This is a genomic window from Lactobacillus sp. ESL0680 (genome assembly GCF_029392855.1).
Lineage (GTDB): Bacteria > Bacillota > Bacilli > Lactobacillales > Lactobacillaceae > Lactobacillus.
The window spans coordinates 1,135,771-1,159,006 of sequence record NZ_CP113945.1; the positions used below are offsets into that span (position 1 = coordinate 1,135,771).

The following is a 23,236-nucleotide window of genomic DNA, read 5'->3' on the forward strand; positions in this document are numbered from 1 at the left end:
TTTTACTACTAAATTATCCTAGCTTCTATGCTTTTCTTTCTCTTTGCGTTCTTCATGCTCATGTTCACGCCGCAAAATCATCTTCGCAATTAGGTAATCATGCTTGTCAATTAAGCGTGAACGATTAATATTGTCAAGTTCAAGCGCCATCAGCTCAATGTCCCAAATGCGTTTGCCAACATGCACAAGGACACCATATTTTTCAAGGAGCTGCTGAACATCATATAAGTTCTTCATTAGAATCTAATGACCATACCCATTCTAACAGCAGCAACTACATAAACTATGAGGACACAAGCAGCAACTACCCGCCACTTTTCAGAATATTTCTGCAAAGCACGATCACCTAAAATAATTGCTAGAAGTAAACCAGTGACAAAACCACCGATATGACCTTGAATATCAATATTGGTATCAAACAAATCAAGTCCAATATTAATCACTGCAAGCCAGAATGCCTGTTTACCCAAATAAACAAGTACTGGATTATCTCGATTACGCAAACCGATTGCCGTCATGGCACCCATCAGCCCAAAAAGTGCGGTCGAAGCACCAGCACTGATTGCTTGGTCGCTCCCCATTGCTAGACTTAACAAGTTGCCACCAATTCCAGACAACAAATAAACAATTAAAAAGCGCCAATGTCCCAAAATTTGTTCCATGTAGATGCCCAGATAATAAATCATTACAGCATTAGAAACAATATGCATAATTCCCATATGCAAGAATTGAGCGGTAAACAGGCGCCACCATTGACCGCCTGCCACTACAGCATAATTACTCATCGCGCCCATTTTGATTAAAACGCCAGAATTTTGTGAACCACCTAGGGCAGTTTCCATTAAAAAGACCACAAACAAAACAATTAAAATGGTCCATGTCATGTAACTATCTTTAAAACTTTGTTTTTGCATTATAGCCTCGCTAACTTACAAAACTGCATTGGGAGTAATAATCGTTTGCATTGGTACATCCGTTTGTTCAACGTCCCATGTAGTCTTATTAAAAATCATCTGTGAATTTACTAGAGCAACCGTCTTAGTTTGCTGATGTTTAGCTAAAAAGCGATCATAATATCCGCCGCCAAAGCCAAGCCGCTGATGTGTATCCTTTGCAAAAGCAAGTCCTGGCACAATAATTAAGTCCAAGTCATTATTAACTTTCGCATTCGGATCATCAACTTCCACAACACCAAACTTAGAAGTCGTCAACTTAGTCATATAACTATAATACAGAAAATCTTGTGAACGTTCTGGATTGTTATAGGCCTTAGCTAAATAGACATCCTTACCTTGATCCCATAATAAAGCAATTAACCGTGAAGTATCAACCTCATAAGCAAGCGAAGAAGTTACGCCAACTGTTTGACTATTTTGGAGTTCATCCCAAGCCATTATTTTGTCTAACAGCTGCTGGTCCTCCAGTTCTTTTTGTTCAGTTTTTGCAAAATCTTGTAATCGACTGATTTGTTTTTGCCGTAAATCTTTTTTATTCATCGATTTCTTTCACTACAAAAAATAGCAGGAACAAAATGCCCCTGCCATATTGGTTTATTACTTAGTTTCACGATGAAGAGTTGCGTGTCTTTCAACAGGGCAATACTTCTTCAAACTTAAACGTTCCGGATGCTTACGCTTGTTTTTCTTAGATAAGTAACTTCTGTCGCCACATTCGGTGCATTCCAAAATGATGTTATCTGCCATTTCTTTCACCACCTACAATTTATTATTCTGACTGAATTATGATAGCATTTTTTAGAAAGTTTTACCAGAGTTATCCTCAAATTTCTAATTTTTATGCAATTTAAAGTAATCTTGGACCATTGCCTTGGCCATTTGCAAGGTATATGAACCTTCCAAATCTGGATCTAATCCTGGGAAAACAACCGCAACTGCTAACTTAGGACTATTCGACGGTGCATAACCAACAAAGGTCGCATTAATCAACTCTGGCGGATTCTTCTGGTTTGGATGATTAGGATCATAGTAGAATGTTTGGGCGGTTCCGGATTTACCCGAAATTGACGGCTTAACATCCTTTAACTTATGAGCCGTTCCCCACGAATTAGTCCCGTGAACAACGCGCCAGAACCCCTGATGGATAACATCTAACTCGTCACTAGTCCACGGAATCCGTAATTGCACATTAGGCTTCTTGTTATAGTCAATGTAGACTTTCTTACCATTAGTAGCCGTATGACCTACTGACTGCACAACATATGGCTGCAAACGATAACCGCCATTGGCAATCGTGGACACATATTGCGCTAATTGAATTGGCGTATAAGCATCATAGTTACCATAAGCCAGGTCAAGGACCGACCCAGACAGAATTTGTCCTTGGGCATTAAACGATTTACCCTGAATCCCAGCCGATTCACCTGGCAAGTCAACGCCTGTCTTTTGTCCTAAGCCAAACATATTAAAGTTACGCCGCAGCGTGTCAAAAGCCGTATCAGGCATACTGATAAATTGTTTAGGCACATATTTAGCATGAACCCAATTCATTGCTAGGTGCATCATATAAATGTTACTTGATACTTCAAGAGCTGTCGGTGCATCCAAAGCACCAAATGTCCCAACTGGATAGACAGACTTCTTAATTGGCGAACCTGGCAAATAAATCGGCGTATCAGGCAAAGTATTGTTAGTTGGGGTAATTACCTTATTAATCAGACCGCCGCCGACCATTGCCCCCTTAACAACTGACCCCATAACATAAGTTTGGTTAATGACACCTAGGGCGTTATCAACAGTCTTATTCTTGTTCGGGTCGCGGTTAATCCCAGCAACGGCCAATAGAGCTCCAGTCTGCGGGTTCATTGCCACGGCATAAGCCCCATTGGAATAATGGGCTGCTCCTGAAGCAATAGCTGAAGCATAGGTCTGCTTGAGTGCGTTTTGAACTTCCTTTTGGTACTTAGCATCAAGCGTTAGAACCAAACTGGCACCAGCCTGACCAGAATAAACCGACTTAGTCTGTTCAATATTACCATCAGACTTGGTCCAGACCTTGCTGGTGGACTTCGTTCCCTTTAAAAGCGGTTCATATTCCTCTTCTAAGTATGATGTCCCCACGCGGTCATTACGCGAATAACCATTAGTCAGGTAATATTGCAAATTATCACTTGGCAAGCCGGCTTTTTCAGTTGAAACTGAACCGATGATACTTTGAATAGACGAGCCATTAGGATAGGACCGCTGCCAATCAGTCCCAATACCAACTCCAGGCAAGCTAGATAGGTGTTCACCCACCTCGGCAATTTCCTTATCAGTTAGGCCCTGATTTTTAATATAAATTGTTGATAGGGTATATGCACCCGATATTTTGTTATAAATTAAAGCTGCTGTCTTCTCACGGGTTGTCAGCTTGATGTGCTCCTTACGCACTTGATCGTTGATTGCATTATTAATGAGTTCTTCGTCTTCGGTATTGCGCACCGACTTAGGTACCTTAGCTGTTTCCTTAGTGCTGTTAGCCTTATTACCAAGATAATAATCAATTACCTGCTGCTCAGTTGGCTTTTCATCATTAAGTCTAATGTAATAACTTAAAGCATTGGCAATTGAATATACTTGGTCGGACGTAGTTGAAGCACTTTTGGTATAAGTAATGGCATTCTGCGCCTTATTACCAACCAAAACGCGGCCTTTACTATCGTACATAACGCCGCGCGGCACCTGACTTGATACCACAGCAGAATTAGACTTCTGCACTTCGGCCTTAAAGCGTGAGCCATAACCTAGCTGCAAATATGCTAGCTGGCCAATCAGCGTCGCAAACAGAACAAAAATAATCCCTAAAATAATTTTCATTCTGAGCGGTGTTGATGATTGACTTTTTGCATTAGCAGCTCCGCGATGTTTTTTAGAATATTTCACTTAATTCAAACCTCTCTAAACTAGAGTTATTTTAACAAAAAGCAGACGCCAATTCTATCACTTGACCATAGCTTTGGCAAAATTTTAAAAGATTACGTCAGGAATTTTCACTCGGCAATTTAGTTACCGCTAACATAATTTCATAATTCGCTTCTGTCTTGTTAGCGTTTGTAATAAAATTAGAATTAAAAAAGGAGAGATTTTATGACACTTACATACCAAATTGGCGTTGATGCCGGCGGAACACATACCACAGCAATTGCTTACGACATGCAGGGGCAAGAGCTTGAACGAGCTGAAGCTGGCGCTGGACAAGTTAATACTGACTATGACAACGCAATTATTAATATCAGCGATGCTATTAACCATCTGCTTAATCAAATTGATGGCGACTGCCAGCGAATTTTGTGTGGTATCGCGGGTTTATCCGTTATCGGCAATGCACCGCAAGTTGCTGCCGCAATTTCTAGTAAAGTTGGCAATCTGCCAACGCGGGCGATTACCGACTCACTCCTTGCTCTATACAATGGTCTTGAGGGTGCCGATGGCGGTTTAGTAATTGCAGGAACCGGTTCTGTTTTCAATGGCTTACAAAACGGTCATATCATTACTACTGGCGGTTACGGCTCATTATTAGGTGATGAAGGGTCTGGTTATGCAATTGCCCTCTCTGCCTTAAAAGCAGCTTTACTCAGTTGGGATAAGCGCGAAGATAATGCCTTAATTACAATGTTTAACCGGATATTTGCAGTTGATAATATCGTTGATGGTACCGCCAAGTTTTACCAAATGACTAATCCCGAAGTTGCTTCAATGGCGGTCGAAGTTGCTAAACTTGCCGACCAAGGTGACGTGAACGCGACAGCAATTATTAAGGAGCAGGCCGAATTACTTGCCCGCGATATTATTATCGGCATGGATCGTTATGACAACCCTAAGCCAATGAAGGTGGCATTGACCGGTTCTGTTCTTGCCAATAACTCAATGCTGCGGGGCTTTTTAGAAGCTAAAGTTCATGCCAAATATCCGCAAGCAGAATTTTCAATTTCTAATGGTGAAAATGCCCGCGGAGTTGTCTTTGACAAGAGCAAGGATTACCGTCACTTTACAAATTAAGTAAGCGATAACAAAAAAAGCAGTTCTAATGAACTGCTTTTTTAATTTTAACTATTCTTCTACCTTGTTGATGACAACTTCAAACTTGCCGCCTGGGGTTGAAATAGTTACGGTTTCGCCCTTCTTCTTACCTAAGATAGCTTGGGCAATTGGTGAATCGTTAGAAATTTTACCGCTTAGTGGGTCAGATTCGTCACTACCAACAATTGTGTAGGTTTCTGGATCATCCTCACCGACTTCAGTATAAGTAACCGTCTTACCAACAGCTACTTCGTCAGGATTGCTGGCATCAGCATCAACAACATGCGCATACTTCAGCATTTCTTCAACGACACTGATCCGATCTTCAAGGTGACTCTGCTCATCCTTAGCAGCATCATACTCGGAGTTCTCGGACAAGTCACCGTATGAGCGGGCAACCTTAATTCGTTCGATTACTTCTGGACGTTTAACAACTTTTAAATTTTTAAGTTCTGCTTCAAGTTTTTCTTTTCCTTCAGCAGTCATTGGATATGATTTTTCAGGCATAAAATATACTCCTTAAAGTTAAATTTTCTTTGCAATGGTCTATGATATTAATTTCCCAGCACAAAGTCAACCTCTAACGAATTTTAGCGCTAAGTTTATCTTCCAAATCTGCCATAATCGCATTCATTGCCTTAGTGACAACTTCATCAGTCAAAGTATCTTTTTCATTCAAGAAGGTCAGGTTGTAAGCCAAACTCTTCTTGTCATCGTCAATATGTGTCCCTTGGTAAACATCAATTACGCGTAGATTGCGCAGGTACTTACCGCCATTTGCTTTAATGACGTCTTCAATTTCTTGGTTAGTAACGTCTTCTTTAACCAAGATTGACAAGTCACGTTCAATTGCAGGGAATTTCGGTGCTGGCGTTGAAACAGTCTTCGGTGCAATAATCATTGGAATAATTTCATCGAGATTTAATTCATAACCGTAAATTTCTGCACCGTTGAGAGCCTTATCAGCCATCGTAACAGTGTGAGCAATCATGCCAATCAAACCAACATACTTGCCCTTGATGTAAATTCCAGCGGTTCTAGTTGGGTGCAAGCCAGCAACAATTTCTGCCTTATATTCAACTTCATTTAAGTCGATTCCAATTGCTAATAACAAATTAGTTAATTGACCCTTAACATGGTAGAAATCAATCTTTTCGTCTTCATGTTGCCAGTTGGCAAAGTAAGTATTACCAGAGTAAAGTGCAGCTAAATGTTCGTGCTCATTGTAAGTGCCACCTTCATGGTCATAAACACGGCCTTGCTCATAAAGGGCTAATTGATCTTGCTTACGTGCCATATTGTAGCTGGCAGCATCAACTAATCCCGTTAACAAGTTTTGTCTTAATGTTGAGCGGCTTGAGTTAAGTGGCATTTGAACTGCAACAACTTCTTTAGGATCTTTGGTAAAAGCCAATGCCTTATCTGGTGAAGTTAATGAGTAAGAGATTGCTTCAAGCAAGCCTTGACCTTGAGCAACCTTTTTAATTCTTCTTAGGACTGTTTCTTCCTTAGAATAGCCACCGTGAGTTTCTGCTAGAACAGGTTGGGTTGATTCAATATTGTCATAACCATATAGCCGGCCCACTTCTTCAACTAGATCTGCAGGAATGGCAATATCCCAACGTCTTGCTGGGACATTAACAGTTAGATCATCACCATTAAGTTCAGCCTTAAAGTTTAACTGGTCAAAAATGTGCAGCATTTCATCGCCAGAAATGGTCGTACCTAAGGCTTTATTAATGTATGAAGCAGTAGTTTTAATTACAACTTGCTCACGCGACTCATCAGCAGCCTTAATTACACCCTCGGCAACTGTCCCCTGCGCATTATTTCTGAGAAGCAATGCTGCCATGTCAAGTGCACGCATCGTAGCATCCCAGTTAACACCCTTTTCGTAGCGACTTGAAGCTTCAGTTCTGTTCGCATGACGCAAGGCAGCTTTTCTAATTAAAGTCGGGTCAAAGATAGCAGATTCCAAGATAACATCGGTGGTATCATCTTCAATTTCTGAATTAAGACCACCCATTACCCCAGCCATCATGACAACACGGTCACCGTCGGTAATGACAATGTCATTAGGATCAAGATCAACGTCTTTGTTGTTCAATAAAACTAATTTTTCACCCTTATTGGCTTGACGTACAACCAACTTGCCACTCTCAAAGGCGCGAGCATCATAAGTGTGCATTGGTTGGCCTGTCAGCAGCATAATATAGTTAGTTACATCAACTACATTGTTAATTGGACGAATTCCGGCATTCCATAACCGTTTTTGCATCCACAAAGGACTGTCAGCAATTTTAACACCAGTTACTTTACGCAAGTAGAACTTAGGAGCTAACTTGGGATCAACTTGGGCATCAAAGTCACTTGTCCAATCGGAACCATCAGCCTTCAAAGTTACATCTTCAACCTTAACAGGCTCGTCGACAATAGCACCAACTTCGTATGCGGAGCCTTCCATTGACAAGGTATCAGCACGGTTAGGGGTAATGTCAAAGTCAAAGATGTAATCGTCCATTCCTAATGGTTCATAAGCATCTTGCCCCGGTTTAATATCTGCATCTTCAGGGAAGACATAAATCCCATCAGTGTATTTTTCAGGAACTAAATTGTCGGCAAAGCCGATTTCTTGTAAACCACAAATCATGCCGTTAGATTCATAACCGCGCATCTTGCCCTTTTTGATCTTAACGTTGTCGGCAATTCTTGCGCCTGGCAAAGCAACAACAACATTCTCACCAGCAGCAACATTTGGCGCGCCACAGACGATTTGGTGAGGCTCATCTTCACCAACATCAACGTGAGTGATGTTAAGGTGAGTACCCTCAATTGGCGTGCAGTCAATAATATGACCGATTACTAATTTTTTCAAACCTTCTTGTGGGTGTTTAACTTCAGCAACTTCAACACCTGTCCGGGTGATTTTTTCGCCTAATTGTTTGGGATCTTGATCTAATTTTAGAAAATCTTGTAGCCAATTGTATGAAACTAGCATTATCTTTCCTCCTTACGGAATTGCTCTAAGAAACGGACATCATTTGTATAAAAATCGCGAATATCATCAATACCATATTTCAAAATCGCGAACCGATCTAAGCCGACACCAAAGGCAAAACCACCATAGACATTTGAGTCAACGCCGGCATTTTCTAAAACATTAGGGTGAACCATTCCGGCACCTAAGACTTCAATCCAGCCAGTGTACTTACAAATTGCACACCCCTTACCATTGCAATTGAAGCAGGAAACATCCATTTCAACTGATGGCTCCGTAAATGGGAAGTAACTTGGACGCAGACGAGTTTCGCGGTCTTCACCGAAGATGTGCTTAGTGAGCAATTCCAGAGTACCCTTTAAGTCGCCCATTGTGACATTCTTATCGATAACTAACCCTTCCATCTGCATGAATTGGTGAGAGTGCGTCGCATCATCATCATCACGACGGTAAACCTTACCAGGTCCAACCATCTTTAATGGTCCTTGAGAAAAGTCATGCTTTTCCAAAACCCGAGCTTGGTCACCGGAAGTCTGTGAACGCAGCAAATCTTCAGGATCAACATAGAAGGTAGCCTGCATATCACGAGCTGGGTGGTCCTTAGGTAAGTTCATCATTTCAAAACAATAGTGGTCAGTTTCAATTTCTGGTCCCTGAACCACTTGGTAACCCATTCCAATAAAGTATTTTTCAAGATCATCCAAGATAATGTTAATTGGGTGCTCAGAACCAATATGATTTTCCCGACCTGGCAAAGTCACATCAATCTTTTCTTTTTCAAGACGTTCCTCAACAAGTGCTTCAACAATCTCGGTCTTAGCATCATCCAATTTATCATTGAACAAATCACGAAGTTTGTTCACCCGTTGACCAATTTCTCGTCTATGTTCAGGGGCAACATCCTTCATTGAGTGCAAAATTTCAGTTAATTCACCTTTACGGCCAACTAATTTTACCCGAACATCATTTAACTTTTCTTCACTTTCTGCCTTGTCGATTTCAGCGAGGCCTTTATCACGAAGTTCTTTCAGTCGATCAAATAAGTCCATAATTTTTCCTTTCAAATAAAAAAAGCCCCGTCCCGAAAAAGGGACGAAGCTACGCGGTACCACCCTAGTTTGGACTCCATAAAGTCCACACTCAAGTCTTCGATAACGGTGAATACCGGAATTGATTAGATCCTACTGGCAAGATGAAATTCGCAGTTCCATTTAGACCTTTCTTTCAGCTCAATAAAAAAGTCTCTCTGATTAAACAATTGCTGTTACTAGTCTTGCTCATTAGTAATTAATTACTAGGATAATTCTTTTGCCCACAAGTTGCAAGTGAAAATTTGCTTTTAAACCCAGTTATCGGCCCATTCATGAATTTGGTCAAAAACCGGCTGTAATTCAGCACCTTTTTTAGTTAAGCCATAAGAAATAATTTTAGTTTTAGCATCAACTGAACGTTTAACAATTTTTTCTTTTTCTAATTCTTTTAATCGTTCAACTAAAACTCGGTCAGAACAAGCAGAAACGCAATTAGCTAAGTCTTTGAAACGCATGAAATTGGTCTCACACAAGGAACTAATAATCAAGCCATTCCACTTCTTGCCGATGATCTGGAATGCATTAACAAAGTGAGGGCAAGTTTCATAAGTTAATGCCCGACACCCGTTAGTTTGTTGATAGTTTCCTTTTTGACTCATGGCAGTTCCTCCGTTATTGATATCTGTTTCTGACAACTATTATAATTAATTTACTTACTAAAAACAAGTATTCAATCCTTCAGTACTAGGCAAAATGATAGATCATAATTCCTGCTGCCACTGCCGCGTTTAACGATTCAGCCTGACCCTTAATTGGAATGTACAACTTTTCATCGCTGGCTTGCGCTACTGGCAAACTAACGCCATGCGCCTCATTGCCAATAACTAGCCCTAATTGCGCTACTGGGACAAAATCAGGCAATTGTTTGGCTGTTCTATCGAGCATACTGGCATAAACGGGAATACCACTACCCTTTAGAGAAGCAATTGTCGTAGGTAAGTCCGCCACAATTAAATTAATGTGGAATTGACTTCCCTGCATTGCTCGTTGCGTTTTAGGATTGTACAAGTCAACGCTGTTTGGCGACAAAACTACCCCATCAAACCCCGCAGCATCAGCTGTTCTAATAATTGTCCCGACATTGCCTGGGTCAGCTAATTGGTCAAGCAAAACCCACTTACCATAATTAAAGGGATAGTCTTTCGGCTGGGCAATCTTCAAAACCATAAAAATATCTTGGGAATTTTTGGTACTTGATAAATGACGGACAATTGCCGAATTAATCAAAATAATATTGCGGCCGGACAAATCGACTTCATTTTCAGTAGCCGCAGTATCTAGCGCCTCTTGCGTCCCCAATAAGTAAACGTACTTGCGGTTTGCTTTAATTGCTTCTTCAACTAGATGAAAACCTTCAATTAAATATAAGCCCGTCTCCTCACGATATTTTTTCTGCTTTAATTTGGCTAAATCCTTAATTAACTTATTATTTACCGAACTAATCTGTTCCATGTTAAAACCTCTTCCTCTTACTTCTATTCTAATGTAAACTATTAAATTTAAAAATGGTAAAATCAAGTATGTAACTTATAGAAAGGATTAATTATGGGCTTTTTTAATCGAAATAACCACTCTCATCGACAAACTTTCGCTAATTCAAATACGGAAACCTGGGAAATTACCGTTTCTGGTATTGTCCAAGGCGTTGGTTTCCGCTGGAGCGTTCAAGTTTTGGCCGACAAAATGCAGCTCACGGGTTCTGTTCACAATAATTCGGACCAAACTGTAACCATTATGTTACAAGCTGACCTTAATCAAGTTAACCAATTTTGCCAAGAATTGCCTCACAATATTTCGCAATTCGCCAAAATAACCAATCTGAGAAAAGAAAAACGGGTAAATGTGGGCAAAATGCATGGTTTTCATGTATTATATTAGATATTGACTAAATTAATAATGTGGTGAATTGAATGAAAAAATATCGTAAATATCTTGGTTTAGCTGCCTTAACTTTGGCAATCATGTTAATTGTGACGGGGTGTGCCCAGCGCGGCACCGCGCTCAATACGCCGCCGTCAAGCGGCATTTACGGCTGGATTTACAGCTTTATCGGCAGGCCTTTGCAGAATATCATGTTGCGCTGCTACACCCTGATTGGCGGGGCAAATGGTGCTGGTTGGGCCATCATCTTAATGACGTTAGTGGTTCGGATGATTTTATTGCCATTAATGTTAAACCAGCAAAAGAAATCGACAACACAACAAGAAAAGATGGCCCGTTTGCAGCCGCAAATGCAGTTAATCCAAGACGCAATGAAAAAGAAGGATTTAACTCAAGACCAGCAGATGACCTTGGCCAACTGGCAGCGGCAATTGTATTCGCAAAATAACCTGTCGCTAACAGGCGGTATGGGTTGTCTGCCACTAATTATCCAGTTCCCAATCATGATTGGGATTTACCAAGCCGTGATGTATTCCAAAACCTTGGCTAATTCAACATTCTTCACGATTTCGCTTAGTGAAAAATCAATGTTGATGGCGATTATTGGTACAGTATTTGCCCTGATCCAAGGTTACATTTCACTGATTGGTATTCCTAAGGAACAGAAAAAGCAAATGCAGTCAATGATGCTGCTGAACCCAATCATGACCCTGTTTATTTCAATGTCTGTTTCTGGTTCAGTCGCATTATATTGGGCTGCAGGTAACTTCTTTACCATTATTCAACAGGTAATCGTGACATTCATCATTATGCCGCGCGTTAAGAAAAATGTTGACGAAGAACTCAAACGTGAACCATTCAAAGAAATTGTTACACCAGCTAAAATTGCTGAATTGTTAAGCCAAAATTCTGCTGGACCAGCAGTTAACAAGCAGGTCAAAGAAATGCACGAAAATTTGCGCAACCGCAATAAAGGCAAGCAAAATCATAAGTAACAAAATATTGTATATAAAAATGAACGTTAGAATAAAATCTAACGTTCATTTTTTGTTTGGACTATCGCTTTAATTCTTTATGGCCGTTAAATCACCATTTAAGCCGCTTTAATACTGCTTGAAGTCAATTGTAGCCTGCCATAATAAAAATTGTCTGTAGCTTAATATAGACGCATTGTGCCAAGTCACCTAACTTACTAAGATTTTTATACAAAAAAGACTAACCCAGATTAGATAATCTGCATTAGTCTTTTTAAAATTAAGGCTTTTCAACCTCTGTTTGACTTATTACTTTTTGAAATTAGCAGCCAAGATGTACTTGCCATAACGACAATGGTAATACTTGCGACCGTTAATCACTTTGGTACCATAGATCTTCATCTTTTGGCCTTTTCTTACTTTTTCATTACCTACACGGTGGCCCTTTTCATTGTAAACATAAGCATTGTGTTTCAAATGCAGTTCTTTACCCTTGAAGTTGCCAGCAGCAATGAACTTACCATGTAAAATATTGTAGAATTTGCGGCCTTGGACATAAATTGTATCAAATGCCTTAAGTTCTTTACCCTTCTTTAAGACAGTCTTACCAACTCGCTTACCCTTTTGGTTATAAATATAAGCATTGTGGCGAAGTTTACTTTCAAAACCAACGAAGTTTTGAGCAGAAACATAATGACCATCACCAATGTAGTAGAAGTACCGACCATTGATAAGTTGTTGCTCGCCATAAGTCTTAACCTGTGACTTTCTAGCCAAAATCAGGTTACCGACACGTTGTCCCGACTTATCATAAATATATGCATTATGATGAAGTTCTTTAATTACAGCGTTATCAGCTGCTGCTGACGTTGAAGTAGATGACGACATTGCTGGAACATAGTTACCACCATTGCCTGCCCACTCACTATTGAGTGAATTACTCTGACTGAGCGAAACACTTAGGCTTTGACTAGCACTGTCTGATACCGACTTACTGCTGCTCTGACTTAGTGAAGCACTGGTACTAATCGATTGACTTGTTACAAGTGAATCACTCTCACTTTGACTAGCTGACATGCTTACACTGGCTGAACTGCTGCTTGCAATAATCGAGTCACTAGTACTAATTGATGTACTTGCCGCAAGTGAGTCACTCTCACTTTGGCTAGTTGACATGCTTACACTAGCCGAGCTGCTGCTTGCACTGATCGAAGCGCTAGTACTAATCGATTGACTTGCTACAAGTGAATCACTTTCACTCCGACTAGTTGACAGACTTTCTTTAGTTAAACTATCGCTTTGACTAATTGAAATACTAAAGCTTTCACTAGCGCTGCTTACGATTGAATCACTAGCACTAATTGATCTACTGTAGCTTTCGCTAATACTATCAGCTACAGACTTACTGCCACTTTGAGTTACAGAAGTGCTCAAACTTGCTTCATAAGAACTATTATTAACAGAATTGCTGTAGCTTTCGCTCGTACTATCTGCCTTTGACTTGCTCTGGCTCTCACTCGTTGATCTGCTCATGCTTGCAAGATAGTCACTGGTACTAATTGATACACTGAAGCTCTCACTTGTGCTATCTGCCTTAGATTTACTTTGACTTTCGCTGGTTGATCTGCTCATACTTGCAAGATAATCACTAGTACTAATTGATACACTGAAGCTTTCACTTACACTGTCTGCCTTAGATTTACTTTGACTCTCACTGGTTGATCTACTCATACTTGCAAGATAATCACTGGTGTTAGTAGAACTGCTGAAACTATCACTTTGGCTAGCTACTTGTGAGTTGCTTACACTATTGCTCAAACTTGCTGAAGCATTGCTATTACTTAATGAAATACTAAAGCTTTCGCTCGCACTAACAGCAACTGATTGACTATCTCTTACACTTGCTGAAGTACTCATGCTTGCCATATATGAACTATTGTTGACAGAGTTACTATAACTTTCGCTGATACTATCTGCCTTAGATTTACTTTGGCTTTCACTAGCTGAGCGACTAGTACTTGCAAGGTAATCACTATTGCTTACTGAGGTACTGAAGCTTTCACTTTGACTAGCTGCCTGTGAGTTACTGATACTATTACTCAAGCTTGCTGAAACATTATTATTACTCAATGAAATACTGTAACTTTCACTGGCACTAATAGCGACTGATTGGCTACCTCTCATACTTGCTGAAGCACTTAAACTTGCCGAGTATGAACTATTATTGACAGAGTTACTATAACTTTCACTCATACTGTCTGCCTTTGACTTACTCTGACTTTCACTTGTTGATTTACTCATACTTGCTTCATAATCACTTTGACTAATTGAAGTACTGAAACTCTCAATCAAGCTAGTTGCTTTTGAATTACTGATACTGTTACTCAAACTGGCTGCAGCGTCACTATTACTTAATGACATACTATGACTTTCACTAGCACTACTTGCAACTGATTGACTATCTCTTACACTTGCTGAAACACTTAAGCTTGCCGAGTATGAACTGTTATTCACAGAACCACTATAGCTGTCACTAACGCTATCAGCATTTGACTTACTTTGGCTTTCGCTAGTTGAACGACTGGTACTTGCAAGGTAATCACTATTACTAATTGAAGTACTGAAACTCTCACTTTGACTAGCTGCTTGTGAGTTGCTGATGCTGTTACTCAAACTTGTTGACGCAAACGAACTTTGCATACTCTTTGAAGCACTCTCACTTTCACTTGTTGCAGCCGAATTACTATTACTCAAGGATGTACTGTAACTTTGACTATCTTTTTGATTATTTGAAGTACTTTGACTAGCAACACTGTTACTGTCGCTAATTGAAGTGCTGTAACTTTCGCTGGTGCTGTCAGCTGCTGACTTGCTGTCCTTTTGACTCTTTGAAGTACTTTGGCTGGCAACACTATTACTGTCGCTAATTGAAGTACTGAAGCTTTCGCTAGCACTACTAATCTTTGAGTTGCTATCACTCAATTTCTTACTTTGACTTTCACTTACACTATCAGCCGTTGACTTGCTTTGACTCTCACTTGTTGAACGACTAATACTTGCAACGTAATCACTTGTACTAATTGACATACTATAACTATTACTAATACTTTCTGCTTTAGATTTACTTTGACTTTCGCTTGTTGAACGACTAGTACTTGCAACATAGTCACTGGCACTAACTGAAGTACTATAGCTTGCACTAGCACTTGCTACTGTCGAATCACTATTGCTTACTGAGATGCTATAACTCTTGCTTGCGCTAGATGCTGCCGAATTGCTATCGCTAATTGAAGTACTGAAGCTTTCGCTTTGACTAGCAGCTGTTGACTTGCTGTCCTTTTGACTCTTTGAAGTACTTTGACTAGCTAAGCTGTTACTATCGCTGATTGAAGTACTAAAGCTTTCGCTTTGACTATCAGCTGTTGACTTACTGTCCTTTTGACTCTTCGAAGTGCTTTGACTAGCTAAGCTGTTACTATCGCTGATTGAAGTACTAAAGCTTTCGCTTTGACTATCAGCTGTTGACTTACTGTCCTTTTGACTCTTCGAAGTGCTTTGACTAGCTAAGCTGTTACTGTCGCTAATTGAAGTACTAAAGCTTTCGCTGGCACTATTAATCTTTGAGTTACTTTGACTTAGTGAATGACTAGCACTTTGGCTTTCTGAAGCATTTGAGTTACCTGAAGCATTAATTGCTGAAGTAAATGAATCCTGCAGACTCTTCGAAATACTGTTGCTTTGGCTGACTGCTGCCGAGTTACTTTGACTCAGTGAAGTGCTGTAGCTTTGACTTTGACTATCAGCCAATGACTTGCTAGTACTTTGGCTCTTTGAAGTACTCTGACTAGCTGAATAGTTACTATCACTAATTGAAGTGCTGAAGCTATCACTTTGACTATCAGCTGTTGACTTACTGTCCTTTTGGCTCTTCGAAGTGCTTTGACTAGCTAAGCTGTTACTGTCGCTAATTGAAGTACTGAAGCTTTCGCTAGCACTGTTAATCTTTGAGTTGCTTTGACTCAATGAGTAACTAGTACTTTGACTTTCTGAGGCATTCGAGTTACCTGAAGCGTTAATTGCTGAAGTAAATGAATCCTGCAGACTCTTCGAAATACTATTGCTTTGGCTAACCGCTGCTGAATTACTTTGACTTAATGAAGTGCTGTAACTCATACTTTGGCTGTCGGCCAATGATTTACTAGTGCTTTGACTCTTTGAAGTACTTTGACTGGCAACACTATTACTATCGCTGATGGAAGTACTAAAGCTTTCGCTGGCACTTGCAACTTTAGAATTGCTTTGACTCAATGATTTACTATTACTCAAGCTTTCCTCGGCATTCGAATTACCTGAGGCGTTAATAGCTGAGGCAAATGAATCCTGTAAACTCTTGGAGATACTATTGCTTTGACTAACGGCTGTCGAGTTACTCTTACTCAATGAAGCACTATAGCTTTCGCTCGCACTACTTGCAACTGAGTTACTGTCACTAAGCGATTTACTATAGCTTTGGCTTTGACTGTCGGCAATGACCTTACTGTTGCTGTCACTGATTGAACCACTAGTATTGGCACTGTTAACCATCGATTGGCTTTCGCTCTGACTCATTTGGGAGTTGTCGATTAACAAGCTTTCAATTTCGGAGTGCGTTGCGGCATCTGATAAACTACCAGCTTCTGACAAGGAGTTTTGCATGCTGGCGGACAATTGTTGCCCCCGTGAAGTTAATGACGCATGCAGCCGACTAGTTTCTGAAGTCATGCTTTCATTCATACTGGTGCTGTTCTGACTTGCCGATAAACTAGCCGAATTAATGTAGCTGCCAGCTGAAGCAGAAGCTGAATTATAATCAGCTATGTTCTTACTTAAGGCAAGTGAAGCTGCATTTGATGCTTGGGAGCTGGCTGCCAGTCTTTCGGAATTTGACTTAGAAATTACCGCGATCTTACTCTGCGATTCAGCCAAGCTGGCACTAATTGAAGCAGCACTTGCAGCTGAAGCACTTGCGGCGTATTTCGAATTCTTGTTCGAAACAACAGCGTGCATTGAAGAGTTACTGTTGCTCAACTCCAGATAACGTGAAACTGTTGAAGCATAGTTCTTACTTGTTACTTCGGAAGCACTTAAACTGGCATTAATACTATTAGAAATACTCTCTGAAGCTGCCAGCGAAACATTACTCAAACTAGTCAATTGCGAATCCTTAAGCGAATTACTAATACTAATTGACTGACTCAGTTTGAAGACTTCGGCCTTCATACTAGTAATTGCTGAGGTTGCGGCTGAGTTTGAGAAGCTCATGTCAGTCGATTTTCTCAGTGATGTATGGATTGAGAATGAATATGACTGTGAAGCAACCGTCGAAACATTCTGACTATCCTCTAGACTCAATGAGGAAGCATTCATACTTTCTTCCGTTACTTTTTGACTAGTAGACAAATACCATGCACTCAATGATTTACTGTTTGAAACAAGCTTTGAATCAGTAACGCTGCTCGCACTAGCATCTGAGGCACTAAGACTTTCAGCTTGACTAATTCCAGCACTTTGCGAATCTGAATCGGCAAAACTCTTATTCTTATAAACTGACAAACTAATGCTTTGACTATTCAGCTTACTAATCGTGTTTGATCTAGACAAACTGTTGGCAAAACTTTGCGCGGCATCACTAGCTAAACTTGCCGAATGTGAGTAACTATCGCTTACCCAGTTTTGGAATGAACTGCTACCAAAATCCGCTCCTGAAATAAAGCCTGAATCAGCTTGCGAGTTATTAGAAGCATCTTCTGAGTTTCCCGCAATTGTTATACTATCAACAATATCATTACCATCGGCATTAATTTGTGATGTTTGACTGGCATCCATACTGCTGGCTAATGAATTAGCCAAAGAAGCTGCTAATGAACTCTTATCCGTTAAGCTCCTGGATGCGGAAGTATCACTGGTATTATTGGCAAAACTCTTCGACTGTGAATTAGATACATAATCCGTCAGTGATGAATGGTTGGCACTAGTATTAGTAAAATCATTGGCAATTGAATTAGCCTCTGAATTAATGTCATACTCATCCTGCACATTAACCTGTGAACTTACAGTTTCCTTAGTTTCTTTAGCTGCTTGCGACTGCACAATTTCTTGCGCCCGGCTTGCTTGACTAGTCGCACTCGTTGAAGCTGATTCTGTCTTAACTGCCTGTGAACTAGCAGTTGTTGTCTTAGTTTTAGCAGCTGAACTCTGCGCTTTTGTTTCGTCAGTTGTCTTCACTGCCTGACTTTGAGCAGCCTTAGTTTGTTTTTGGCTGACTGCTTCCGCATTACTATTGGAATTAATTGTTTCCTTAGTCTTCGTTGTGCTTAATTGGGTTGCACTTTGCGAAGCCGGAATTTCTGCCGAGTTGGCATTAACCAATAAATGTTCAAAACTACTTGTCTTGACCTTAGGCACTGTAGTTGCCGCATGGGCAACTTGCGGTGAATTCAATAACCCACCTAAAATACCACCGATTCCGGCAGTACCTGCAACTAATAAATTACGTCTAAATGCTTTCGCCTTATCAATTCTCTCCTTTTCAACTATTTCCTTCTCTAACTTTTTCTTTTGATCTGAATTTACCATCTTATACACCTAACTTAATAATAGTTAACCCGGATTTCATGACGGTTACCCATTTAGCACTAACTTACATTAATCCTAATTAGACCTGAAAAAGTAGCTTTACTATTATCTCTAGCAATAATCATAAAACCACATTATCTGTTATCTTTTTGATAACAATCACTTTTACTAAACACTTTTTATAAGCCACATATTAATGACCTAACTGTAACTATTATAATAATTAATTTAATAAATTCAATGGCAATTCTTGCACAATAGCAGTTTTGATTAATAACAATTTTATTAAATAACATTTATGTACAACAGTTTTTCTTCTTTTGATTTATTTCTGAAAACCATGTAATTACTTAATTTTATTTAAATAACATATATGATGATTATATATAAAGATAATTTTGAAAAATATTTTAAAAAAATATATAAAAATAAAAATATATAAAAAAGCATTATAAGCTAATTCTTGTAATAGCCTATAATGCTTTTAATGTTATTTAATTTTTGTTACATTTACCAATTATTTAATATCATTTATCATCACGTTTACGCAGCTTAGCTGCCTGCTGCTTAGTTAGAGCTGGAAAGACGATTTTAAATTGACTGCCCTGTCCCTCAACGGATTCAACACTAATTTTACCGTGGTAGCTGGTAACCAACTTCTGCGCAATTGACAAGCCCAGACCATTACCACCTTTTTCTCGAGTACGAGCCTTATCAACCCGGTAAAAGCGATTAAAAATCTTGTCTTGATCGGCCTTAGAAATCCCTTCACCAAAGTCCTGCACAATAATATTGACCTCATCTTGTGAAAGTCCTGCAGAAACATTCATCTGCTTGCGATCAGTTGAATATTTAATACCATTATCAATTAGAATTACAAGCAATTGCTCCAAATGTCCCTGATAAATTTGAATTTCTGTATCCTGCGGTAGATCATCCATGTCAAGGCTAATAGTAAAGTCTTGATGAACCAGTGACATATCGCTGACAACCCGATTTAAAACTTCAGAAGCCTTGGTCACCGCATTAGGATATTGCACATTAATCTGCTCAGCTCTTGTTAAGTCCAGCATTTCTTGAATTAAATGCTGCATCCGTTTTGCTTCTTGCAGTGATGCCTTAATTGATTCATTCAAAATCTCGGGATCATCCTTGCCCCAACGCTCAAGCATATTTAAATGACCCTCAATTACTGCCACAGGTGTGCGCAATTCATGCGAAACATCCCCAACAAACTCCTTTTGCTGGTCAATATAGCGCTGCATTCGATCCAACATTTGATTAAAGGAAACTGCTAATTCCTGCAGTTCGTCATGACGATGAAAATCAGCAATCCGTGCGGTGCTATTCGGATCATCATTAACTTCACGTGCCACCTTAGACATTTCCTTAATCGGCTTCACAATATCAAGCACAATAATAAAGGCAATTGCCGTAAACAATACAATTGCAATAATTGAGATCCGCACCATCCATTTGAGCAAATTTTTCATCAGGCCGTTGTAATACGACATCCGATTAAGAACAACGATATACCCAGTTAACTTACCAGTCCTAATCGAGCGTACCTTTTGGTACGTAATTAGCACTTGGCGATGATTGCGAAAGGTCTGTTCCTGCTTATATTCACCCTTAAAGTTTTTAAATGCCGGAATCATATCTTCACTGCCATTGTCAAAAACATCTTCCTGCTGCAAATTATAGACGACCACGTTCAAATCTGGATTAGTTAATGACGACAGTAAATTATCATTGAAAGCATTAGTTGAGCGGCCATCCTGACTAATTACCGGATCACCCTGCAGGACTTTTTTAGCAGAAGGCGTTAGTGCAGGTACAACATTCGCAATTTGTAGTTCGGTTGGAATGGAACTCAAATTACCATTCAGCTGCACAACCATTTGGTTAGAAGTTTCTTTCTGCTGGCCAATTGATTGCTGACCAACAAACGTATAAATAACTACTGAAAATACAATAAAGGAGACCATAATCGTCAAACTGACGATACTAACCCACCGTACAATTAGCGATGAGTGCTTGGTCCCCTTTTTATTTTGATCTTGCTGCTTAGTTCTTTTCATCATCTTCATCTCTTACCATATATCCAGTACCACGAACGGTCTTGATATATGATGGTTGTCCTGGTACATCAATCTTATTACGAAGGTAACGAACATAGACTTCCACAACATTAGTTTCAATGTTTGAGCCAGGTCCCCAAATCTTAGCAAGTAATTGATCCCGGCTGACAACATTATTCTTGTTCTTGATTAATGTCATGAGCAAGTTGTATTCCCGCTTAGTTAAATCAACAGTCTTACCATCACCACGACGAACAATACGGTTAGCTGTTTCAATTGTCATATCTTTAAACTTGATGACCTTCTTTTCAATTGTGTCATCAGAGGCTTCTTTTTCAATCTTAACCCGGCGTAAAACTGCACGAAGACGAGCTAATAACTCCTCAATTGCAAACGGCTTAACAATGTAATCATCGGCACCGTGATCCAAACCAGAAACACGATCAATTACAGAATCACGAGCTGTCATCATAATGATTGGTGTTGTCTTAACTTGACGAACACGCCGGGCAATCTCTAAGCCATTTAAGTCTGGCAGCATTAGGTCAAGCAAAATAGCATCAAAGTCTTCATTTAATGCTGTTTCTAGCCCTTTACGGCCATTACCTTCAACAACTGTTTCATACTTTTCATGTTTTAATTCTAGCTCGACAAACCGAGCTAAATTTTTTTCATCTTCAATTATTAATATCTTTGCCATCTTATTCATCCCTTTTAAAATTATTATTCACACCAAAAACTAAAATATTTTTAAACTTAATTTAATAACTAAAGGATACTGTAAAAAAGCATACAAAACAAGCTTAAGCACCTAAGTTACCTCAACCTTAATTATCTTAAAATATTCAATTTAATTAATCTTTATCTTGCTGGTTGTCCTTTTGGTCTAATAATTCTTTTAGTTTGGCAAACGCTGGATTAACCTGATTCTTTTTGCCCTCATCAAATTCAGTTTCTGAAATAACGGCCCAACCTTGACCTTCTGGATAAATATCTTGGTCTTCTTCTTCAGGCGTCAAAATCGTCGTTGGAATATGCAGCAGCAAATTATCCTCAATTGCCGTTTGCAAATCAATTTGGTCATTCTCAATCTGCACAATTGGTGTTTCACTTGCTTCTAATTCTTCTTTAGCTACCTGATCCTCAGAATAATTTTCACTAAAATGAAAGTCTTCGTGGTAATTCACGGGTGCCAAACTTCGACTTGACGGTACAACTAGATCAGCTGTTACATGCAAATCACAGGTAACATATGGCTCGCTGTAAAAAGCATCGCCAACTAAATGAACATTCTCCACCTTATATAGCAGCTTCTGGCTACGCTCTAAAAATTCCGGCCGCACTGTAACTTCACGTTCAATATGCATTAGCGGCGATTTGCTATTTTCTACCTGCGAAAAACTAATCGTAAACATCCTTAAACCTCCAACGGTCTACGACCAAAGTTTTGGTCAACTTGCAAAATTTGCTCAACCAAGCGATCCACACGCAATTGTAAGTGCATTGACCCCGTACGTGTATTTTTCTGGTCAACTTTTGAAATAATGTCAGTAGTTGTATTTTTTCTGATTTTTTTTAGATAACGGCGGCCCAACTTGCTATAACCAAGCAAAAATAATGATTCATGATTAAAGCTATCGAGCATATCATCCTGAGTAACATTTAATAAAGTATACAAGCTTAGTCGACGCAAGCGTGAATAAGTATACCGCTTAGACTTAATATAGCGCAAGAATTCCGTAAAATTACGTGCTCGATGAATTTCTTGCTTCATTTTATATTCAAGTCCCTCGCTCATCTGATAAATTTGCCGCAATTCTTCAACTGAAGAAGACTCAAGACGATACTTCAAAAACGGAAACAGTAAATTCCAATTAGGATAAACCGGCTGCTGGTAAAGTTGTGCTACTTCAGGCTTAGGCAGCCATTGTTCCAGCTCTGCTCCTGTTTTTTGGTGCAAAATAATATTCCGAATTGCGCTAGCACTCTGAACCACACCTTCTCGCTGCAGTAAGTCATCATGACCAGCGCCAATTCGATTAACTGGATGCAAAGTAAGTGGCGTTCCCAAGTTATAATTGGCAACCGCATAAGCTAAACCGAGAATTGCATTTGGCTGGCTGACTTCATAGCCTACTTCACGGGCAACCATTTCATTATATTGGGTGGAATATGTCTGGCTATAATCATTAAAATTCATGTGATTTGGCGGAATTTCAGCGATTTTACTGCCAAGATAGGCAAAGTTAAGCGTTGCATCTTCCACACCAAATATCAAATCACTAACACCTAATTTGGCTAGTTGATTAATACTTCCCAGTGAAAAAAGATCTGCAGGTTCAACCGAAGTAGAAAAAGGCATTTCAAAAACAAGATCAGCCCCACTATTTAACGCAGCCTGCGTCCGTGACCACTTATCCATAATGGCCATTTCGCCGCGTTGAACATAATTCCCCGACATTAAAACCACAATCGGATCTTTACTGCCGGCCAGCAGCCGTGCCTGATTTAACAAAAATTCGTGGCCACTGTGCAATGGATTAAATTCGGCAATAATCCCCACTACACTCATTGTCAG

Annotated in this window: 18 protein-coding genes; 3 read left to right on the forward strand and 15 right to left on the reverse strand. The window is 39.7% G+C overall.

The genetic code is table 11. The features are described from left to right. Positions 1–18: 18 nt before the first annotated feature. The 5 genes from OZX58_RS05375 to OZX58_RS05395 all read right to left on the reverse strand — a co-directional run bounded on the left by OZX58_RS05375 (position 19) and on the right by OZX58_RS05395 (position 3,881). Entirely contained in the window at positions 19–237 is a 219-nt protein-coding gene (locus tag OZX58_RS05375) for a YqgQ family protein (protein WP_277129408.1), read from the reverse strand. Further along, complete coding sequence (locus tag OZX58_RS05380) at positions 237–914, reverse strand: rhomboid family intramembrane serine protease (protein WP_277140571.1); 678 nt, start codon at positions 912–914, stop codon at positions 237–239. Before OZX58_RS05380 ends, OZX58_RS05375 begins: the two co-directional genes overlap by 1 nt. Positions 915–929: 15 nt before the next feature. Beyond that, on the reverse strand, positions 930–1,496 hold the full coding sequence (locus OZX58_RS05385; protein ID WP_277129406.1) for a 5-formyltetrahydrofolate cyclo-ligase: 567 nt from the start codon (positions 1,494–1,496) through the stop codon (positions 930–932). A gap of 57 nt (positions 1,497–1,553) precedes the next feature. After that, the gene (gene rpmG, locus OZX58_RS05390) at positions 1,554–1,703 is read right to left on the reverse strand and encodes a 50S ribosomal protein L33 (protein WP_172999151.1); all 150 of its coding nucleotides are present in this window, start codon (positions 1,701–1,703) and stop codon (positions 1,554–1,556) included. An 84-nt stretch (positions 1,704–1,787) separates the two neighbouring features. After that, positions 1,788–3,881: a penicillin-binding protein 2 gene (locus OZX58_RS05395; protein WP_277140572.1), complete on the reverse strand. Its 2,094-nt coding sequence runs from the start codon at positions 3,879–3,881 to the stop codon at positions 1,788–1,790. Positions 3,882–4,085: 204 nt separating this feature from the next. On the opposite strand from OZX58_RS05395, the gene OZX58_RS05400 reads away from it, so the two are divergent. Next, entirely contained in the window at positions 4,086–4,997 is a 912-nt protein-coding gene (locus tag OZX58_RS05400) for a BadF/BadG/BcrA/BcrD ATPase family protein (RefSeq protein WP_277140573.1), read from the forward strand. Positions 4,998–5,048: 51 nt separating this feature from the next. Here OZX58_RS05400 and greA read toward each other — a convergent pair whose 3' ends face one another. The 5 genes from greA to OZX58_RS05425 all read right to left on the reverse strand — a co-directional run bounded on the left by greA (position 5,049) and on the right by OZX58_RS05425 (position 10,559). After that, on the reverse strand, positions 5,049–5,525 hold the full coding sequence (gene greA, locus OZX58_RS05405) for a transcription elongation factor GreA (RefSeq protein WP_277129403.1): 477 nt from the start codon (positions 5,523–5,525) through the stop codon (positions 5,049–5,051). Positions 5,526–5,598: 73 nt separating this feature from the next. Continuing rightward, positions 5,599–8,016 (reverse strand): phenylalanine--tRNA ligase subunit beta, encoded by a 2,418-nt coding sequence (gene pheT / locus OZX58_RS05410; protein ID WP_277140574.1) that lies wholly within the window; start codon positions 8,014–8,016, stop codon positions 5,599–5,601. Then, positions 8,016–9,065 (reverse strand): phenylalanine--tRNA ligase subunit alpha, encoded by a 1,050-nt coding sequence (gene pheS / locus OZX58_RS05415; RefSeq protein WP_277129401.1) that lies wholly within the window; start codon positions 9,063–9,065, stop codon positions 8,016–8,018. The genes pheT and pheS overlap by 1 nt, the downstream gene beginning before the upstream one ends. Before the next feature lie 290 nt (positions 9,066–9,355). Continuing rightward, positions 9,356–9,706: a helix-turn-helix domain-containing protein gene (locus OZX58_RS05420; protein ID WP_277129400.1), complete on the reverse strand. Its 351-nt coding sequence runs from the start codon at positions 9,704–9,706 to the stop codon at positions 9,356–9,358. A gap of 85 nt (positions 9,707–9,791) precedes the next feature. Further along, positions 9,792–10,559, reverse strand: coding sequence for an RNA methyltransferase (locus OZX58_RS05425; protein ID WP_277140575.1), 768 nt, complete (start codon positions 10,557–10,559; stop codon positions 9,792–9,794). A gap of 93 nt (positions 10,560–10,652) precedes the next feature. On the opposite strand from OZX58_RS05425, the gene OZX58_RS05430 reads away from it, so the two are divergent. Next, a complete protein-coding gene (locus OZX58_RS05430) occupies positions 10,653–10,985 on the forward strand; it encodes an acylphosphatase (protein WP_277140576.1) in 333 nt (110 codons plus the stop codon). A 32-nt stretch (positions 10,986–11,017) separates the two neighbouring features. Next, positions 11,018–11,983 (forward strand): membrane protein insertase YidC, encoded by a 966-nt coding sequence (gene yidC / locus OZX58_RS05435; RefSeq protein ID WP_277140577.1) that lies wholly within the window; start codon positions 11,018–11,020, stop codon positions 11,981–11,983. 288 nt (positions 11,984–12,271) lie between these two features. Here yidC and OZX58_RS05440 read toward each other — a convergent pair whose 3' ends face one another. The 5 genes from OZX58_RS05440 to OZX58_RS05460 form a co-directional block, all read right to left on the reverse strand. Further along, positions 12,272–18,577: an SLAP domain-containing protein gene (locus OZX58_RS05440; protein WP_277140578.1), complete on the reverse strand. Its 6,306-nt coding sequence runs from the start codon at positions 18,575–18,577 to the stop codon at positions 12,272–12,274. Positions 18,578–19,104: 527 nt separating this feature from the next. Beyond that, positions 19,105–20,667, reverse strand: coding sequence for a HAMP domain-containing histidine kinase (locus OZX58_RS05445; RefSeq protein WP_277140579.1), 1,563 nt, complete (start codon positions 20,665–20,667; stop codon positions 19,105–19,107). Continuing rightward, the gene (locus OZX58_RS05450) at positions 20,645–21,358 is read right to left on the reverse strand and encodes a response regulator transcription factor (protein WP_277131508.1); all 714 of its coding nucleotides are present in this window, start codon (positions 21,356–21,358) and stop codon (positions 20,645–20,647) included. The genes OZX58_RS05445 and OZX58_RS05450 overlap by 23 nt, the downstream gene beginning before the upstream one ends. A 154-nt stretch (positions 21,359–21,512) precedes the next feature. Then, complete coding sequence (locus tag OZX58_RS05455) at positions 21,513–22,073, reverse strand: DUF177 domain-containing protein (RefSeq protein ID WP_277140580.1); 561 nt, start codon at positions 22,071–22,073, stop codon at positions 21,513–21,515. 2 nt (positions 22,074–22,075) lie between these two features. After that, positions 22,076–23,230: a nucleotidyltransferase gene (locus OZX58_RS05460; protein WP_277140581.1), complete on the reverse strand. Its 1,155-nt coding sequence runs from the start codon at positions 23,228–23,230 to the stop codon at positions 22,076–22,078. Positions 23,231–23,236: the final 6 nt, after the last annotated feature.

Excerpts from the sequence above, each read along its gene's own strand:
- OZX58_RS05445 (WP_277140579.1), bottom strand. The coding sequence starts at position 20,667 with ATGAAGATGATGAAAAGAACTAAGCAGCAAGATCAAAATAAAAAGGGG.
- OZX58_RS05450 (WP_277131508.1), bottom strand. The coding sequence starts at position 21,358 with ATGGCAAAGATATTAATAATTGAAGATGAAAAAAATTTAGCTCGGTTT.
- OZX58_RS05430 (WP_277140576.1), top strand. The coding sequence starts at position 10,653 with ATGGGCTTTTTTAATCGAAATAACCACTCTCATCGACAAACTTTCGCT.
- pheS (WP_277129401.1), bottom strand. The coding sequence starts at position 9,065 with ATGGACTTATTTGATCGACTGAAAGAACTTCGTGATAAAGGCCTCGCT.
- OZX58_RS05460 (WP_277140581.1), bottom strand. The coding sequence starts at position 23,230 with ATGAGTGTAGTGGGGATTATTGCCGAATTTAATCCATTGCACAGTGGC.
- OZX58_RS05440 (WP_277140578.1), bottom strand. The coding sequence starts at position 18,577 with ATGGTAAATTCAGATCAAAAGAAAAAGTTAGAGAAGGAAATAGTTGAA.
- OZX58_RS05420 (WP_277129400.1), bottom strand. The coding sequence starts at position 9,706 with ATGAGTCAAAAAGGAAACTATCAACAAACTAACGGGTGTCGGGCATTA.
- rpmG (WP_172999151.1), bottom strand. The coding sequence starts at position 1,703 with ATGGCAGATAACATCATTTTGGAATGCACCGAATGTGGCGACAGAAGT.
- OZX58_RS05375 (WP_277129408.1), bottom strand. The coding sequence starts at position 237 with ATGAAGAACTTATATGATGTTCAGCAGCTCCTTGAAAAATATGGTGTC.
- yidC (WP_277140577.1), top strand. The coding sequence starts at position 11,018 with ATGAAAAAATATCGTAAATATCTTGGTTTAGCTGCCTTAACTTTGGCA.
- OZX58_RS05380 (WP_277140571.1), bottom strand. The coding sequence starts at position 914 with ATGCAAAAACAAAGTTTTAAAGATAGTTACATGACATGGACCATTTTA.
- OZX58_RS05425 (WP_277140575.1), bottom strand. The coding sequence starts at position 10,559 with ATGGAACAGATTAGTTCGGTAAATAATAAGTTAATTAAGGATTTAGCC.
- OZX58_RS05400 (WP_277140573.1), top strand. The coding sequence starts at position 4,086 with ATGACACTTACATACCAAATTGGCGTTGATGCCGGCGGAACACATACC.
- greA (WP_277129403.1), bottom strand. The coding sequence starts at position 5,525 with ATGCCTGAAAAATCATATCCAATGACTGCTGAAGGAAAAGAAAAACTT.
- pheT (WP_277140574.1), bottom strand. The coding sequence starts at position 8,016 with ATGCTAGTTTCATACAATTGGCTACAAGATTTTCTAAAATTAGATCAA.
- OZX58_RS05455 (WP_277140580.1), bottom strand. The coding sequence starts at position 22,073 with ATGTTTACGATTAGTTTTTCGCAGGTAGAAAATAGCAAATCGCCGCTA.
- OZX58_RS05385 (WP_277129406.1), bottom strand. The coding sequence starts at position 1,496 with ATGAATAAAAAAGATTTACGGCAAAAACAAATCAGTCGATTACAAGAT.